We start from the raw sequence: 15,889 nt of genomic DNA, 5'->3' as shown, positions 1-15,889 counted from the left end.
TTATTATGCGGGTAAAGTTCAGAATAGGGATATACAGGAACGGAAAGAAGCTAAAAAAGAAGGACTTCCAGGGTTTGAGGGATCCACTATTTATCGGTATGAGGTATATAACGGAGTTTAAATATCTTGAGGCTACGAAATGGCTTTTAATAGCGAAGGATTCAATGGAGAAGTACACACTCCTCGGTATGATAAACGAGGCATTGGGACAAGGTGAACAAGCAAGGGAATTTTTTGCAAGTGCCCAGAGGTATGATAGGGTAACCGACTACGAGTTTATAAAGGAGTATCCGGAAAAGGGGCTCACGGAACCCCGAACCCGAACCTCTTGAGAATACCTTTTACCTCTTTACTCTTTAAGAACTCTATAAACTCCCATGGAGATCTCTTATTCTTTCCGTGAAGGGTTATTACTGCGACGTTGTTTATAGGGGAGTAAAGTTTTTCATCAACCAAAAGGTGTTTTCCTTTTCCGTAAGGAATTACGAGAGAGAGGGCAACGAGACCCACATCCGCACCACCACTCACAACGTATTGGAACGCCTGAGAAACGTTAGAAGCGTAAATGAGTTTGTGCTTAACCTTTTCGTAAAGGTCTGTCCTTTTTAGAAACTCAATTGCAGCCTTCCCGTAGGGAGCGTATTTTGGATTTGCGATTGCTATCTTTTCCGCCTTTACTAAGTCTTCATAACTCCTTAACTCCATATCCTTCACAGTAAATATAACGAGTTTTCCCCTTGAGAAGACCGTGTAAGACTCCTTTAATGCCTTTCCGTATTCAACAAGTTTCTCGGGATAAACCTCGTTTGCGGAGATAAATACATCGTAAGGTGCTCCGTGTCTTATCTGCACGTAAAAGTGACCGGAGGCTCCATAGGATACCAGAACTTTATGCTTATACTTCCTTTCAAACCTCTTCACTATTTCTTCAAGAGCGAACCTGAAGCTTGAGGCGGATGCTATTCTCAGTGTTTCGGAAAAAGCGAAGTTCAGCAAGAGAAAAAGTATTACCACCAACTTGAGCATTTAAACAATCCCCTTTAGAGCTTCTTCTCTTTGGAGACACGTGGGACATTCACCGCACGGGGGTTCCGTTCCCCTGTAGCAGGAGTAAGTTTTTTCAAAAGGAACTCCGAGCTCCTTTCCGAGTAATGCTATCTCCCTTTTCGTCATACCCAAAAAGGGTGCGAATACGTGAATTCTCCTTTTGTGCTTTGTGGTATAAACGGAACCTGCATTTATAGCGGCTTCAGCTGCTGTTATGAACTCGGGTCTGCAGTCGGGATAGGGTGTGTCAAGGGCATGAACACCTATACCTATATGGTCTATCTCAAGGCTATCGGCAAAGGCGGATGCTATTGAAAGGAATATAAGGTTTCTCATAGGAACGGTTGTTATCGGGGGTTCATTTTCGGGATACTCTCCCGAGGGTATCTCTACGTTTTCGTCTGTGAGAGCCGAGCCCTTAACACTTTCATAAACGGGAACTTTAACTACAAAGTGTTCCTTAACACCTGCTATATTAGCGAGCTCCTTAGCATACTTGAGCTCAACTTTATGTTTCTGTCCGTAATCAAAGGAAATAGCATAAACCTCCTTAAACTCCTTTTTCGCTAACCATAAAAGGGTTGCACTGTCCATCCCGCCAGAAAGGAGAACAATTATTCCCTTTCTCTCCATTAAGGTTTAAATTAAAATACTAAATGAAAAAGAGGAAAAGGAAAATAAAGAAAAAACTTGATTTCGGGAGGTTTCTGGTTGAGGAATTAAAATCAAAACTGGGGGAAAGAAGATGGATTTTTTCGAGCCTCAAAAAGTAAACAGTATTAAGATACTTCCTCCCGACTACGTTCAGGACATTAGCAATATGTCTGCTCAAGACTTCCTGAAGATATACCTTGAGACCCTAAGGTATCAAGACCCCTTTAACCAGACCGATATATCAAAGAGTCTTGACGATATGGTGAAGATAAACCAGGTACACTACTTCACCGAGATGAAACAGTTCTTGGAGAGTTTAAAGCTTTGGATGAATCAGATGACTTTTCTCAACACGGTAAACCTCATAGGTAAGGAGTTCATCTTTAAAACGGACACCCTTGATACCATAAAGAGGGATATGTATTACATAATCTCAGACGATGATAAGGGGGAGGTTAACGTAAGGGTTTACGACGGAGATAAGGTTATCAAAGAGTTTAAGCTGGAACTGAAGAGAGGTATAAACGAGCTTGATGTTAGCTCGCTCCCTGAAGGTCAATTCACTCTGAAGGTCTTCAAAGAGGGTAACGAGGTAAACGGTTGGAGCCTGGGTTTCAAGGATAGTATAAAATCGGTGGGAATAGTTAATAACGAGCTTATCCTTGACCTTTCCTCGGGTGTGAGCGTATCTTCCGATAGAATTATTTACGTGGGGGGATAAGTTATGTTGAGGAGCTTTTTTAACGCTATAACGGGTATGGACGTCTCCCGTTTTGCCCTTGATGTTACCTCCGACAACCTTGCAAACGCAAACACAGTAGGTTTTAAAAAGTCCCGTCCCATATTCCAAGACATAATTTCCCAAGTTATAGTTGGGCTTAATACAACAACGGGAACGGTTAAGACTACAACTTTCGGGGCGGGAGCTATTGTAGACTCAACCCAAAAGGTTTGGACTATAGGAAACTTTAAACAGACAGACCTTACAACGGACCTGGCTATAGAAGGAAAAGCTCTCTTTATATTGAAAGATGCGGTAACCAATCAGCAGTTTTACACGAGGGACGGAAGGTTTAGGATAAACAGAGAAGGGTATATGGTAAACCCGAACGGTCTATACCTCCAAGGTTTTAGGGTTGACCCCACAACGGGTGAAGTAACGGGAACACAACTTGAGAATATAAGGATAGAGACCCAAATACCTCCGAAGGCTACGGGAGAGATATACTTTAATCAACCCACAAACCTGAACGCCGATGCGCCCATTATAGACCCCGCCGTAGCCTTTGACCCTGCAAATCCCAACAGTTATAACTACAGGTATACGATAACACTTTACGACAGTTTAGGAAGGGCAATTCCTGCGGACATCTTTTTCAGGAAGACGGGTGATAACAAGTGGGATATTTACTTCGTTTCAATATTTAAGGAATCGGATGTAGGTGTTGATACGAACGGAGACGGAGATATTCTTGATGACGTTTATATTGACTGGTTCGGGAACAGCTTAACGAACACAGCTCCCGGTTCTTACACCGCAAAGACTGTAAATTTTGACCCCGATACCGGTAAGATAATAGCGGATGGAACAACGATACAGGGTCCCGACCCACAAGGGAGATTTTACATAGAAGTTGATGTGAGCAATGTAGACCTGGGCGGAGCTATATTCGGAAGTGTGGACGATGACAACAACGGTGTTCCGGACAAGAAGTTTAAGATTTTCGTAGGTGATGGAAGAACTAACCTTGACGGTGACGGTGATAACGAGATAGAAACCTCCTACATAACCCAGCATTCCGCGGACTTCGTAGTTACGATGGATCAGAACGGGTATGCGAGGGGTGAGCTTATAGACGTTTACATACTCTCTGAAGACGGTGTAGTTGTAGGTGTTTATTCAAACGGGGAAACCCTGCCGATGTATAGGGTTGCTCTTGCTCAGTTTACGGACCCGGAGGAGCTTGTTAAAAAGGGTGCAAACCTTTACTCCTCAGTGAAACCCCCTACCGTTCTCTTGCCCGGAGGAGCTAACAAGATAAGGTCGGGAATGGTTGAACTTTCAAACGTGGACATAGCGAAGGAGTTCATAAACCTTATAATCGCCCAGAGAACTTATCAAGCAAACGCAAGAACGGTAACCGTTGCAAGCACGATACTTGAGGATACGATAAATCTTGTAAGATAAGAGTATGGCGGAAGAGGTTAAAGAACCAGAAGCGGGAGGAGGTAAAAAGAAGTTAATCCTTCTCCTCCTTCTTATAATCCTCCTTGCAGGTGCAGGAGGAGGGGCTTATTTTTTCCTGTTCGCAAAGAAAGAGAAAAAAGAGGAAAAAGCTCCTAAGGTTGCTCCCCCGGAAGTGGGGGTAATGTATAAACTTGAACCTGCTTTTATCGTCAATCTTGCTGACCCCGAGGCTACCGTTTACGCAAGGGTTTCCATAACTTTGGAACTTGCAAACCAACAAGTTCTTCAGGAAGTTCAGAAAAAGGAGCCTGTAATAAGGGATGCGATAATAGAGATCGTATCAAGCAAAACCTCAAACGAGCTAAGAACGCCGGAAGGGAGAGAAGAGCTGAAACTCGAGATACTAAAAAGGATAAACACTATCCTCGCAAAGGGCGGTGTAAGGAACGTCTACTTCACCGAGTTTGTCATACAGGTAGAATAAGGAGTTTATGAGAGTTCTCCTTACAGGATGTGCAGGGTTAATAGGTTGGAAGGTAGGGGAAAAGCTCTTAAAAGAAGGATACGAGGTTATAGGTGTTGATAACCTGAACGATTACTACGACCCGAGGCTAAAACTTTACAGGCTTGACGAACTGAGAAAGCATAAAAACTTTAAGTTTTACAAGGTTGATATAGAAAACAAAGAGGCTCTTGAGATACTGTTCAAGGATTACGGATTTGACTTAGTTGTAAACGAAGCAGCAAGGGCAGGAGTGAGATATTCCATAGAGAATCCTCACGTTTACTTCACTACCAACACCGTTGGAACCCTAAACCTCCTTGAACTTATGAAGACATACAACGTTAAGAAAATGATACTCGCCTCAACCTCTTCCCTTTACGCAGGTCAACCTATGCCTTTTAAGGAAGACCTACCTGTAAACACACCGATATCTCCTTATGCCGCAAGCAAGAGGAGCGCGGAGATAACCGCTTACACATATCACTACCTCTACGGTCTTGACGTTATTATCCTGAGATACTTTACCGTTTACGGGCCGGCGGGAAGACCTGATATGGCGGTATTTAAGTTCATATACAAAACCTTGAAGGAAGAACCTGTTGAAGTTTACGGGGACGGAAGCCAGAGGAGGGATTTCACCTTTGTTGAAGACGGTGCAGATGCAACGGTAAAAGCTTTAAATCTTAACGGATACGAGATAATAAACGTTGGAAACAATAAGCCCAGGGCTTTAAAGGAACTTATAGGATTAATAGAAAGATACACCGGGAAGAAGGTAAAGGCTGTTTACAAGGATTTCCATAAAGCGGATATGAGGGACACATGGGCGGATATAGAAAAGGCGAAAAAACTCTTAGGGTGGGAACCGAGAACCTCTCTTGAGGAAGGCGTAAGGAAAACCGTTGAGTGGTTTAAGGAGAACTGGGAGTTTATAAGGGAACTAAAAGTCTAAGTGAAAACAATACCCGCGTAAGACACCTTTGAGTCGGTAGGTCTCTCGTCGTAAACATCATACTCAACTAAATTTCCCTCTTTAACTCCCAAGTTTTTAAGGACTTCTAAGAATACGAAGTTTGTAAACTGTCCGTCTATCCTCGTCTTATTTTTGTCACTCTCAAGGAGGTCAAAAGCTTCCTCGTTCTTCAGCTCCGTAAGGAGATTTATATACTCTTTATCTCTAAAGGAAGGATCGTAAGAAGTCGGGTCTCCGAACTTTCTGCCTACGTGGGAAAAGTCAACACTTGAAATTACGAGGGGATTCTCCGCATCCTCAAGAACATTCGTAAGTTTATTCGCTATATCTTTAAGGGTTTCTTTGTCTCCGTAAGACACTATCGCGGGAATTATCTTTACATCGGGGAAGAGATACCTTAAAAATATAGTTTGAAACTCTATAGAGTGTTCCTGTTTGTAAGCCAGAACGTCGTGAAATATATCGTATACGAACATACTTCTTAAGTTCTCTATTCTTTTCCTGTCAACGCTAAGGGTTCCTATTGGGGTTTTAAGTTCTAACGGAAGAACGGAAAAGGGTTTCTCGTGAAAGTAATGGGACACTCCCAGCAGTAAAACCACATCGTATTTATTCTCCTTTATAAGGGAGTAAACCTTTCCGTAAACCCTTCCGGCTACCCTCAGATCCATATGTGGAACGATTATTCCTCTTGCTTCAACCTTACGGTTTTCTCCGTATGATAACTGTTCCTCAATAAATGATTTCAGCTCCTCCGGATTATCCGGGTAGGCCTCTCCTGCGTGGGAGGGTTCGCGAAAACCCTTTTTCAGAATGTTTTCCTTTTCCTCATTAAGTTTTCTCAAGAACTTTTCGTTGTAAAGCAAAAAGTTTTCATCGAGGAACTTGACCACCTCATCAAGCTCTTCGGTGCTTATAAGCTGTCCAGTTCTCCTGAAAATTTCCGCCTGAACTTCTCTCAAGTCTTTACTACCGTCAAAGAAAGACATTATAAGAACAACTTCGGGAGAAACGAGAAAAGATGGAGATATGCCTACGGGGTCTCTGACGAGAAACTTATCCCCGTAGGGCTGTATATCTAAAAATCTTACCCTAGGTTTCATACCGCTTCTTTGTAAAGGATTTTCGGTTTTTCCTTGTTTTTAACGACATTTTCGTCTATTATCACCTCTTTCACGTTCGGCATAGAGGGAATCTCAAACATTATATCCGTCATAATTTCTTCCATTATTGCCCTAAGTCCCCTTGCTCCCGTCTTCCTCCTTATTGCTTCTCTTGCTATCTCCCTGAGGGCCTCTTCGGTAAAGGTTAGTTTTACACCTTCAAGCTCAAAGAGTTTTTGATACTGCTTAACGAGGGCGTTCTTTGGCTCAACGAGAACACGCATAAGTTCCTCCTCTGTGAGTTCCCGTAGCGTCGCTATAACAGGGAACCTTCCTATGAACTCGGGAATCATTCCGAACTTTATAAGGTCGTCGGGTTCTACCAGTTCAAGAAGGTTTCTATCGTCTTCTATCTTCTTTATCTCCGCTTCAAATCCCACGCGGGATTTCCCGAGCCTTTGTTTTATTATGTCTTCAAGGCCTACAAAGGCACCCCCGCATATAAAGAGAATGTCCGTTGTATCAACTTGGATAAACTCCTGGTGGGGATGCTTTCTACCACCTTGAGGAGGAACGTTTACAAGACTGCCTTCAACTATCTTAAGGAGTGCTTGCTGAACACCCTCACCCGATACGTCCCTCGTTATAGATGGGTTTATCCCGCTCTTTTTGGCTATCTTATCTATTTCGTCTATGTAAACTATTCCCTTCTGTGCAGACTTAACGTCGTAGTCGCAGGCTTGAAGAAGTCTAACGAGAACGTTTTCCACGTCTTCCCCAACGTAACCCGCCTCTGTAAGTGAGGTCGCATCCGCTATAGCAAAGGGGACGTTAAGAATTTTCGCAAGGGTTCTGGCAAGAAGCGTTTTTCCCGAACCCGTAGGTCCGATAAGGAGAATATTACTCTTTTCAAGTTCCACGTCATCAAGGGTAAGTCCGAGTTCCTTTGCCTTAATCCTCTTGTAGTGGTTGTAAACCGCAACAGAGAGAATCTTTTTAGCCCTTTCCTGTCCTATTACGTAATCGTCCAGTATCCTCTTTATCTGTTCCGGCTTCGGTATTTCTTTTAGTTCAAACTTCGTCTCCGTTCGCTTGTTCTCTTTTACCACGTGATAACACTTCTCTACACACTCGTCACATATAAAGGTGTTGTTGGGGCCAGCTATGAGGAGAAGAACCTCGTCCTGCCTTTTTCCGCAGAAAGAGCAGAAATGCTTGTGTTCCTTCATCTTTTTTAACCTAATCCCTTACGACCTCTTTTCAATAACCTTGTCTATAAGGCCGTATTCTTTCGCTTCTTCGGGAGACATGAAGTAGTCTCTTTCTATGTCCGCCTCTATCTTTTCCCTGGGCTGTCCGGTATGCTTTACAAGTATGTCTATAAGCATCTCCTTTATACGCTTAATTTCTTCGGCGTGGATTATAATGTCCGTAGCTTGTCCCTGAACACCGCCCAGGGGTTGGTGAATCATTATCCTTGAGTGGGGAAGTGCATACCTTTTACCGGGTGCTCCTGCCGCCAGGAGTATAGCACCCATGGACGCAGCCTGTCCCATGCATATAGTAACTACGTCGGGTTTTATATACTGCATTGTGTCATATATGGCAAGTCCGGCGGTGACAGAACCTCCCGGCGAGTTTATGTAGAGGTATATATCCTTATCCGGGTCCTGACTCTCAAGAAAGAGTAGCTGGGCAACTATCAAGTTCGCCACGTGGTCGTCTATGGGGAAGCCGAGAAGAACTATCCTGTCCTGAAGTAGACGGGAGTATATATCGTAGGCTCTTTCTCCCCTCGGTGTCTGTTCTATAACTATAGGAACGAGCTGGTCAATAATATCCTTATGATTCATCTTTTACCTCCTCTTCCTTTTCCTCCTCTTTCTTTTCTTCAACTTCTTTTATCTTCACCTTTGAGATTATATCCTTAAGGGCTTTCTTCCTTCTTGCATCTTCCCTGACGACCGGTTCAAGCTTGTTCTCCTTAAAGTATTTCTTTATCTCCTCAACGGAAGTCTGATACTGTTCAGCGAGCTCCTTGTATTGTTCTTCTACATCCTCCTCGGTGGGCTCTATTCCCTTATTCTGTGCATACTTATCGAGGATGAAGCGGAGCTTTATATTGGCTTCCGCTATCGGCTTTACCTCTTCAACAAGCTTCTTAATGTCTACGTATCTCGTGTCTATGCCGTAAGCCCTGAGTTCGTTTAACCTTCTCTCAACCAAGAATGATATCTCCCTTCTGAGGAGTGTCTGGGGTATCTCTATATCGTGAAGCTCAACCAGTTTATCCGCGACCTTCTCCTCTATAACCTGCTGTTTCAGTTTCTCTATTTTTTCCTTCAGGTCCTCCCTTATCTTTTCTTCAAGCTCCTTTAGAGAGTTATAACCCAACTCTTGTGCAAACTCGTCGCTAAGTTCGGGAAGAACCTTTTTCTTTATCTCCTTTATCTTAACCTTTATGTTTACCTTTCCTATTTCCTTACCCTCTTGGTCGTAAAGGGGAAGCTCATTCAGTTTTACTTCCTCACCTGCTTTCTTTCCTTTAAGGGCTTCTTCTACTTCCTTCCTTAGCACTCCCTGACCGAGAATTACTGATGTCTCCTGTTTTACCTTTTCCCCTTCACCGCCCACCTCTTCAACTTCATACTCAAGGACAAGCATATCCCCGTCTTGAGCCGACTCGTCCTCCTCCTTCGGTTCCCAAACCGCGTTTGCTTCTCTCAGTTTTTCAAGTTCTTCCTTTACATACTCTTCTTTAAACTCTATCTTGGGAACTTCTACCTCAAGGCCTTCAACGTTTTTCAGCTCAAACTCGGGAGCAACCTCAAAGCTAACTGTGTATTTTACGCTTCCCTCTTCCTCATTCACCTCAAGTTTTTCAAGGAATACGTCCGCGACGGGTTTTACATTTGCCTTTTCAAGAGCTTCCTGAAGGGTTTCGTCAGCTATCTTCTTTCCGACCTCTTCCTCTACGTAGTCCTTATACTTTGCTCTGATTATCCATAAAGGTGCTTTTCCCCTTCTAAATCCCTGTATCTGGACGTTCTGTTTCAGATTTTCGTAAGTTTCTTGGAGTTTTTCTTTGACCTTTTTATCCTTAACCTCAACCGTTAGGGATTTAAAGAGTCCTTCCCTGTCCTGAACCTCTACTTTCATTACGACCTCCGTCTACTTTTATGGTGCGGGTGGCGGGAGTCGAACCCGCACGCCCTTACGGGCACCGGATCCTAAGTCCGGCGCGTCTGCCAGTTCCGCCACACCCGCTAAATAATTTATTATATAGTCTGCCGAACGAAGAAAAGAACTCCTTGTTTTATGACCTTAGGCATATAAAACTTAAAAAGTTTCAAGTTAAAATTTTTAATAGAAAAAAGCTAACGAAAAGGAGGTGGCGAAAATGGGTGTTCACAAACTGGAACCCAAAGACCATTTAAAACCTCAAAACCTCGAAGGCATATCTAACGAACAGATAGAACCCCACTTTGAGGCTCACTACAAGGGTTACGTTGCTAAGTATAACGAGGTTCAGGAGAAGCTCGCAGACCAGAACTTTGCGGACAGAAGTAAGGCAAACCAGAACTACTCCGAATACAGGGAACTAAAGGTTGAGGAAACTTTTAACTACATGGGTGTTGTTCTCCACGAGCTTTACTTTGGTATGCTGACACCCGGCGGAAAGGGAGAACCTTCCGAAGCTCTTAAGAAGAAGATTGAAGAAGACATCGGAGGCCTTGATGCTTGCACGAATGAACTTAAGGCGGCAGCTATGGCTTTTAGAGGTTGGGCTATACTCGGACTTGACATATTCAGCGGAAGGCTTGTAGTTAACGGACTTGACGCTCACAACGTTTACAACCTCACGGGACTTATACCCCTCATAGTTATAGACACCTACGAACACGCTTACTACGTTGACTACAAGAACAAGAGACCTCCTTACATTGACGCATTCTTCAAAAACATAAACTGGGACGTTGTTAACGAAAGGTTTGAAAAGGCTATGAAGGCTTACGAAGCCCTCAAGGACTTTATCAAATAAGTTTGATCCTTTTTTTCCTTCCCCTTCTCCTTATCTTATCCTGTGGTTTAAAAGGTTCCCCTAAACCTCTTCCGGAACCCGAGTTTGCCATAAAGAGAATAGGAAGTTACGTTTACGTAACAGGTGATGATATTAATGTAAAAGGCTTCAAAAAATATAAAAATTTCTGGTATAAAAAGGAAGAAAACTCCTTCTGTTTTTACGTTAAACACGTTAGAGGCAAGGAAAAAAGAGCCTGCGTTCCCGAAGCTGTCCGGATAAAACCGAGAATTTCATACGAGAATAAACAAGAAAAGGTCTTTATAAGGGCTGAAGAAAAGGGGATTTACAACGTTTATCCCTACGAAGGAAACGTATTGATACCCTTTCCGTTAAAGACCTTTAAAGAGTTTACAGAGCTTGAAAAGAGATATAGGGATTACGAAGTAGGAATAACGAAAGTTATAAATAACGTTGAGTCCCGGCCGATAAGAATAAAGGTAAAGAGGAAACCTTATCCCGTTCCCGAGCCCCCTTACTCCGCGGGATACTTAATATCCGATGGGGAGCTTATCCTTTACTGGTTTCATAAAAACTTTGAGAATTTAAAGGGATTTTTCATATACAAGAACGGAAAAAAGGTGAATAAAGAACCGATAAAGAGAAACGTTTACGCAGATAAGGCTCCAAAGACTAAAACGATTTACAGCATAACTGCAGTTAATATTTTCGGTGTTGAGAGTAAACCTATCATTGTTAAAGTTCTTCCCGAGAAATCTCGGAAATTTTGAAAAGAAGAAGGTATAAGGGAAGCAATGCATCCCAGAAGAATGTAAAAATTGTCTGGATAAGGTGAATTCCGAGGGGTATAGCGAGTATTAAAGTGTTGTAATCCTCCGACTTTTTAATCCTGAAAGAGAGCATATAACTGAAGTATTTAAAGTATATAAGGATGATACCTAAAAGACCTATTAACCCTCTTTCTATAAACTCGGATACAACGAATATAGACTCATACCTGTGAACTTTTACGCCGTATTTGTGTTTCATATACTCCCCTGCACGAACTCCGTGCCCTATTACTAAATTCAGAACTCTTTTTTCTTTTATATCCTCCTTTATTATCTCTATACCATCCCTGAGTATACTTAGCCTTGCGGAAGATATAGCATTAAGGGTGTTGTAGTCGGGCTTTCTCTTTCCGAGAATAATCTCGTTTAGGAGTTTAAACCTGTGGTCAGTTTTAGAGAGGTATGCATAACCCCCTATGAAGCTAAGTAAGAATACTGCGTTAAATACTATAAAAAGTTTTTTCGAAAGGATTTTACTCCTGAGGAGGATAATAAGAGTTATGTAAAACATAACCAGCAGTGCGAGAATCATAGAACGCCTGTGACTTAAGAAAACTATACTCACAAACAGAAGAAAAAAGATAAAGAAGTAAAACTTCCTCGGGTTTTTTATAAAGAGTGTTAAGGAAGTTAGGGAAAAAAGTGTATAGAAAAAGCCCGTCTCAAAATTTCCTCCCCACAGGGGTTTTGGGTCATTTCTATCGTAGAAGTTGTAGAGGATTACCGGAAGAAGAAATAATCCTGTGATAATCATAAGGTAAGGAAATATACGTGAGAATTTTTCGGTATTTTCCTTATCAATTTTTAAAAAGTAAATGAATTGAAATAATCCTTCTTCAACGGATTTTAAAAACCTTGAGGGGTAGTATATAGCTGTTGAAAGAAGGGTTGAGAAAGTGTATAAGGATACACCCGTGCGTAGTGAACCGCTGAAGTTCCTTTTAAAAATCAGGTCGTAAAGGACGAAAAGGAGCGTGAGGATTACTATACCTTCAAAAATGGATATTGAAATAAAAGCGGAAAGCGTGATAACTACCAATAACCAGAACCTGTATTCCTTCATCTTGAGAATTTTAGAACGTTTTCCTCTGAACCGAGGATTAAAAGAACATCTTCTTTCTCAACTGTGTTTTCACCCGAAGGGTTTACTATAACTTTTCCGTCGGGTTTCTTTATCGCTATTACGGTTATACCGAAGCGTCTTCTTAAGTCAAGTTCCTTTAAGGTTTTCCCTACAAAGTCCTCGGGAGCTTTTATTTCAAATATGCTGTATCCCGGTGCGAAAGGAAACTCCTCAATAACTCCTCTAAATAAAAGTGTGTGTGCAAGCTTTACCGCTGTTTCCATTTCCGGGTAAACGACCCTCTTTACACCGAGTCTTTCAAGAACTTTTCCGTGTATTGGGTTTATAGCCTTAGCTATTATTTCCTTTACGCCTTTTTCTTTGAGTATTACCACGACGAATATGCTGGCTTCTACGTTCTGTCCTACGCTAACGATAACCGTATCGGCGTTAAATATTCCTGCCTCTTCAAGGGCTTTTTCATCTAATGCATCCGCAACGTATGCGTGGGTAACAAGGTCTGCTACCTGTTTCACCCTTTGTTCGTCAAGGTCAATAGCTATAACTTCTGCACCCAGCTCTGAGAGGGTTTTTGCAACGTAAAAACCGAATCTACCGAGACCTATAACGCCGAATATTTTGTTCATACGAGTATCCTCGCCTCGGGATATTTTATCCTCTGAACGGGAGGCCTACCCGCAAGAGCAAGAGCAAATCCGAGAATCCCTATCCTCCCCACGAGCATAGTAATGATTATTAAAACCTTTCCCGTTTCGGAAAAGTCTGCACAGTAACTTAAACCTTCGGGGTTACCTATGGAAAGCCCCACGGTGGAGAATGCGGAGATAACCTCAAAGAATGTATAAAGAAAATGAAGCCCTTCCGTTTTATCCAAAATTAAGTTAACAAACGTTATGAAAAAAACCGATAAAGAAAGAATAACCAGAGCTCTTTTTATGGTATTTTCGGAGATGCTTCTGTCAAGTATTACGGTCTGTTCCCTCCCTCTAACGTAAGAAATCATCGCAAGAAGTATAACGAGAAAGGTGGTTGTCTTTATTCCCCCTCCCGTTCCTCCGGGAGATGCGCCTATGAACATAAGTATGCTTATAAGGAATTGAGAGGACTCTGTCAGCTGTGATAAGTCAACCGTGCTGAACCCAGCGGTGCGTGAGGAAACACTAAGGAAAAAGGCCGAAAGAACTCTTTCATACCACGTGTAGCCCCATAATCCTTTTTCGTTTCCCCACTCGGCTATAAGGAGTCCTAACGTTCCGAAGATTATTAAAAAGAGGGAAAAGGCGAGAACTAAAACAGTATGAACCGAAAGCCTTCTTATAGCACCTTTCAGGTATAAGTAAACGTCGTTCACTACAAAAAAGCCTATACCTCCGAGGATTATAAGGAGAGATATGACTATATTAACGAAAATGTCTTCCCTAAAATCGTAGAGTCCGTTCTTAAAAGTTGAAAATCCCGCGTTGTTGAAAGCGGAAACTGCGTGAAATAACCCGTTGAAAAAGGGGTCATGTATCCCTTTTTCCGCAAAGTATAGGCTGAGAAGGACAGTACCTATTAACTCAACGGTAAAGCTGAATATAAAAACCCTTTTCAGGAACAAAACAAGCCCGTGGACTCCCGGATACTCAAGGGACTCTGCGAGTATCAACTGCTCCTTTAGACCCGGTTTTTTTCCGAGAAGAATAAGGAAGAAGGTTGTTAAGGTCATGTATCCCAGACCACCTATCTGTATGAGCAGGAGAATAACAAGCTTTCCGAAAGTTGTGAAATCCGAGTAAGTGTCGAGGACAACGAGACCCGTAACGGTAACCGCGGAAGTTGAGGTAAAGAGTGCATCCAGAAAGGATATAGGTTTAGTTGTAGAAATAGGAAGGTAAAGTAGGAAGGCTCCGAGAAGTATGAGAAGGGTAAAGGAAAGAAGTAATGTTCTTGAAGGGTTTAGTTTCCTTACCACTTCAGTTCGTTAGACTTGGTATAGGTCTGAGGCTTTGCCTGGAAGAAGTCGGTTTTCGTGTTATTTATCTTACGAAACTCGTCAATCCACTTCATAGGATTTTCCGTAATCTCCGGATAAAGGGGTTCTAAACCTATCTGTGTTAGCCTTAGGTTTCCGAGATACTTTATATACCTTTCTATAAGCGTGTCGTTAATTCCGAGTATCTGGTTCTGAGTTACGTATTTACCCCACTCTATCTCTTCGTTTACCGCATACTTGAAGTATTCTTTTATCCATTTTTCCATTTCAGGGCTGAAGAGGTCGGGATTTTCTCGCTGTAACGTCCGAATGATGTTTTTAAACAAGGTTACATGGGTAAGTTCATCCCTGTTTATATACTTAATTTGCTGAACTGTGTTTCTCATCTTTCCTTGTCTTCCGAGGGTATAGAAAAAGGCAAATCCCGAATAAAAGTAAAGGCTTTCAAGAACATAGTTTCCTATTACCGCTTTTAGGAAGTTTTCTTCCGTGGGTTTTCTTATGAACTCGTTGTAAATTTCTGCAACGACCTTGTTCCTATCAAGAAGCTTTTCGTCCTCTCTCCAGTAGTTGTATATCTCGTCCGCCTTTATCGGGTCTACGACACTTTCAAGGATAAACTGGTAAGAGTATGCGTGAATGGACTCCTGAAACTCTTGGGCAGTAATAGCCATCTCTACCTCGGGAGCGGTTATCATCCTCCCGAAGTCCTTTAGCATGTCAACCTGGAAGGAGTCAAGGGCTATCAAAAACGACAGGACAAGCTCGTAAGCCCTTTTCTCATAGTCGCTCAGGATAGTTTCATACTGTTTTCTATCTTCGAGCATTTGTATCTCTTCGGGTATCCAGAAATTGGTAAAGCCCATAGTTTTGTAGAGGTCATAAGCCCATTTATACTTAATTTCATTGAGCTCAAGTATGTTTGTTGGGTTACCCTTTATTATCCTTCTCTTTTGAGCTTCTCTATCTCCCTGAGGATTAAAGATGAGCTTTCTCACAAAAGCTTTTTTTTCGTTCTCTACCATTTTTTCACCACCTCCGAAAAAGAACCCCGGGTTTTTTAATTTTAACAGCCTACCTCCGGATAGACCAACATTTAATGTATACTGAAATTGAAAGTCTATATCATTATTACAAGAAAACTTTAAAAACTTTTTGAAAAAACTCAAAAGATTCTGTTTCAATCCCTTATAGGTACCTAACAAACCAAATGTGTGTGACACATACATTTCGTCCATGTAGTCGTTTCAATCCCTTATAGGTACCTAACAAACTCGTAATCCCCGCAGCTCAAGAGCTTCAATACCTGTAGTTTCAATCCCTTATAGGCACCTAACAAACCGCCCGAAGTTTCTATGTGTTTCTTGATAGGAATTTGTTTCAATCCCTTATAGGCACCTAACAAACCGAGTCTAGACGCCCAAGAAATGATATTCCTTATCCTGTTTCAATCCCTTATAGGCACCTAACAAACTGGGTATAGTGTTA

17 protein-coding genes, 1 tRNA gene and 1 CRISPR repeat array are annotated in these 15,889 nt (G+C 42.1%); of the genes, 7 read left to right on the top strand and 11 right to left on the bottom strand.

Annotated features, from left to right (window positions below; genetic code table 11):
* The first annotated feature begins 5 nt into the window (after window positions 1-5).
* A complete protein-coding gene (locus ACWB1W_RS08285; protein WP_479370896.1) occupies window positions 6-332 on the top strand; it encodes a hypothetical protein in 327 nt (108 codons plus the stop codon).
* Here the strand turns inward: ACWB1W_RS08285 and modA are convergent.
* Both modA and queC read right to left on the bottom strand, forming a co-directional pair.
* Window positions 304-1,026, bottom strand: coding sequence for a molybdate ABC transporter substrate-binding protein (gene modA, locus ACWB1W_RS08280; protein ID WP_479370895.1), 723 nt, complete (start codon window positions 1,024-1,026; stop codon window positions 304-306). The genes ACWB1W_RS08285 and modA overlap by 29 nt on opposite strands.
* Complete coding sequence (queC, locus tag ACWB1W_RS08275; protein ID WP_479370894.1) at window positions 1,027-1,680, bottom strand: 7-cyano-7-deazaguanine synthase QueC; 654 nt, start codon at window positions 1,678-1,680, stop codon at window positions 1,027-1,029.
* A gap of 112 nt (window positions 1,681-1,792) precedes the next feature.
* Between queC and ACWB1W_RS08270 the strand changes: the two genes are divergently transcribed.
* From ACWB1W_RS08270 to ACWB1W_RS08255, 4 genes are read left to right on the top strand one after another with little or no spacing between them, the layout of a single operon-like run.
* Window positions 1,793-2,422, top strand: coding sequence for a flagellar hook assembly protein FlgD (locus tag ACWB1W_RS08270; protein ID WP_479370893.1), 630 nt, complete (start codon window positions 1,793-1,795; stop codon window positions 2,420-2,422).
* Window positions 2,423-2,425: 3 nt separating this feature from the next.
* A complete protein-coding gene (locus ACWB1W_RS08265) occupies window positions 2,426-3,889 on the top strand; it encodes a flagellar hook protein FlgE (RefSeq protein ID WP_479370892.1) in 1,464 nt (487 codons plus the stop codon).
* Between the two features lie 4 nt (window positions 3,890-3,893).
* A complete protein-coding gene (locus tag ACWB1W_RS08260; protein WP_479370891.1) occupies window positions 3,894-4,373 on the top strand; it encodes a flagellar basal body-associated FliL family protein in 480 nt (159 codons plus the stop codon).
* A gap of 7 nt (window positions 4,374-4,380) precedes the next feature.
* Window positions 4,381-5,346 carry a GDP-mannose 4,6-dehydratase gene (locus ACWB1W_RS08255; RefSeq protein ID WP_479370890.1) on the top strand — a complete coding sequence of 322 codons (966 nt, stop codon included), beginning with the start codon at window positions 4,381-4,383 and terminating at the stop codon, window positions 5,344-5,346.
* Here the strand turns inward: ACWB1W_RS08255 and amrB are convergent.
* The 5 genes from amrB to ACWB1W_RS08230 all read right to left on the bottom strand — a co-directional run bounded on the left by amrB (window position 5,343) and on the right by ACWB1W_RS08230 (window position 9,737).
* Complete coding sequence (gene amrB / locus ACWB1W_RS08250) at window positions 5,343-6,470, bottom strand: AmmeMemoRadiSam system protein B (protein WP_479370889.1); 1,128 nt, start codon at window positions 6,468-6,470, stop codon at window positions 5,343-5,345. The two genes, ACWB1W_RS08255 and amrB, sit on opposite strands and share 4 nt — an antisense overlap.
* Window positions 6,467-7,699, bottom strand: coding sequence for an ATP-dependent Clp protease ATP-binding subunit ClpX (gene clpX / locus ACWB1W_RS08245; RefSeq protein WP_479370888.1), 1,233 nt, complete (start codon window positions 7,697-7,699; stop codon window positions 6,467-6,469). Before clpX ends, amrB begins: the two co-directional genes overlap by 4 nt.
* An 18-nt stretch (window positions 7,700-7,717) precedes the next feature.
* On the bottom strand, window positions 7,718-8,323 hold the full coding sequence (gene clpP, locus ACWB1W_RS08240) for an ATP-dependent Clp endopeptidase proteolytic subunit ClpP (protein ID WP_479370887.1): 606 nt from the start codon (window positions 8,321-8,323) through the stop codon (window positions 7,718-7,720).
* The gene (tig, locus tag ACWB1W_RS08235) at window positions 8,313-9,629 is read right to left on the bottom strand and encodes a trigger factor (RefSeq protein ID WP_479370886.1); all 1,317 of its coding nucleotides are present in this window, start codon (window positions 9,627-9,629) and stop codon (window positions 8,313-8,315) included. Before tig ends, clpP begins: the two co-directional genes overlap by 11 nt.
* Window positions 9,630-9,650: 21 nt before the next feature.
* Window positions 9,651-9,737 (bottom strand) — tRNA-Leu (locus ACWB1W_RS08230).
* A gap of 133 nt (window positions 9,738-9,870) precedes the next feature.
* Between ACWB1W_RS08230 and ACWB1W_RS08225 the strand changes: the two genes are divergently transcribed.
* The gene (locus tag ACWB1W_RS08225) at window positions 9,871-10,512 is read left to right on the top strand and encodes a superoxide dismutase (RefSeq protein WP_479370885.1); all 642 of its coding nucleotides are present in this window, start codon (window positions 9,871-9,873) and stop codon (window positions 10,510-10,512) included.
* Between the two features lie 2 nt (window positions 10,513-10,514).
* The gene (locus ACWB1W_RS08220) at window positions 10,515-11,282 is read left to right on the top strand and encodes a hypothetical protein (protein WP_479370884.1); all 768 of its coding nucleotides are present in this window, start codon (window positions 10,515-10,517) and stop codon (window positions 11,280-11,282) included.
* On the opposite strand, the gene ACWB1W_RS08215 is transcribed toward ACWB1W_RS08220, so the two are convergent.
* Genes ACWB1W_RS08215 through ACWB1W_RS08200 form a run of 4 tightly spaced genes read right to left on the bottom strand, consistent with a single transcriptional unit; the run spans window position 11,248 to window position 15,426 of the window.
* The gene (locus ACWB1W_RS08215; RefSeq protein WP_479370883.1) at window positions 11,248-12,405 is read right to left on the bottom strand and encodes a hypothetical protein; all 1,158 of its coding nucleotides are present in this window, start codon (window positions 12,403-12,405) and stop codon (window positions 11,248-11,250) included. The two genes, ACWB1W_RS08220 and ACWB1W_RS08215, sit on opposite strands and share 35 nt — an antisense overlap.
* Entirely contained in the window at window positions 12,402-13,052 is a 651-nt protein-coding gene (locus ACWB1W_RS08210) for a potassium channel family protein (protein WP_479370882.1), read from the bottom strand. Before ACWB1W_RS08210 ends, ACWB1W_RS08215 begins: the two co-directional genes overlap by 4 nt.
* Window positions 13,049-14,380, bottom strand: a complete 1,332-nt coding sequence (locus ACWB1W_RS08205) for a TrkH family potassium uptake protein (protein ID WP_479370881.1) — start codon at window positions 14,378-14,380, stop codon at window positions 13,049-13,051. The genes ACWB1W_RS08210 and ACWB1W_RS08205 overlap by 4 nt, the downstream gene beginning before the upstream one ends.
* Window positions 14,374-15,426: a ribonucleotide-diphosphate reductase subunit beta gene (locus ACWB1W_RS08200; RefSeq protein WP_479370880.1), complete on the bottom strand. Its 1,053-nt coding sequence runs from the start codon at window positions 15,424-15,426 to the stop codon at window positions 14,374-14,376. The genes ACWB1W_RS08205 and ACWB1W_RS08200 overlap by 7 nt, the downstream gene beginning before the upstream one ends.
* A 152-nt stretch (window positions 15,427-15,578) precedes the next feature.
* A CRISPR array of direct repeats spans window positions 15,579-15,875; the repeat unit is 30 nt; unit sequence GTTTCAATCCCTTATAGGTACCTAACAAAC.
* Window positions 15,876-15,889: the final 14 nt, after the last annotated feature.

The organism is Aquifex sp. (genome assembly GCF_056494385.1).
Note: the sequence above shows the minus strand (reverse complement) of the source record. Positions and strands in the feature narration are given on the sequence as shown.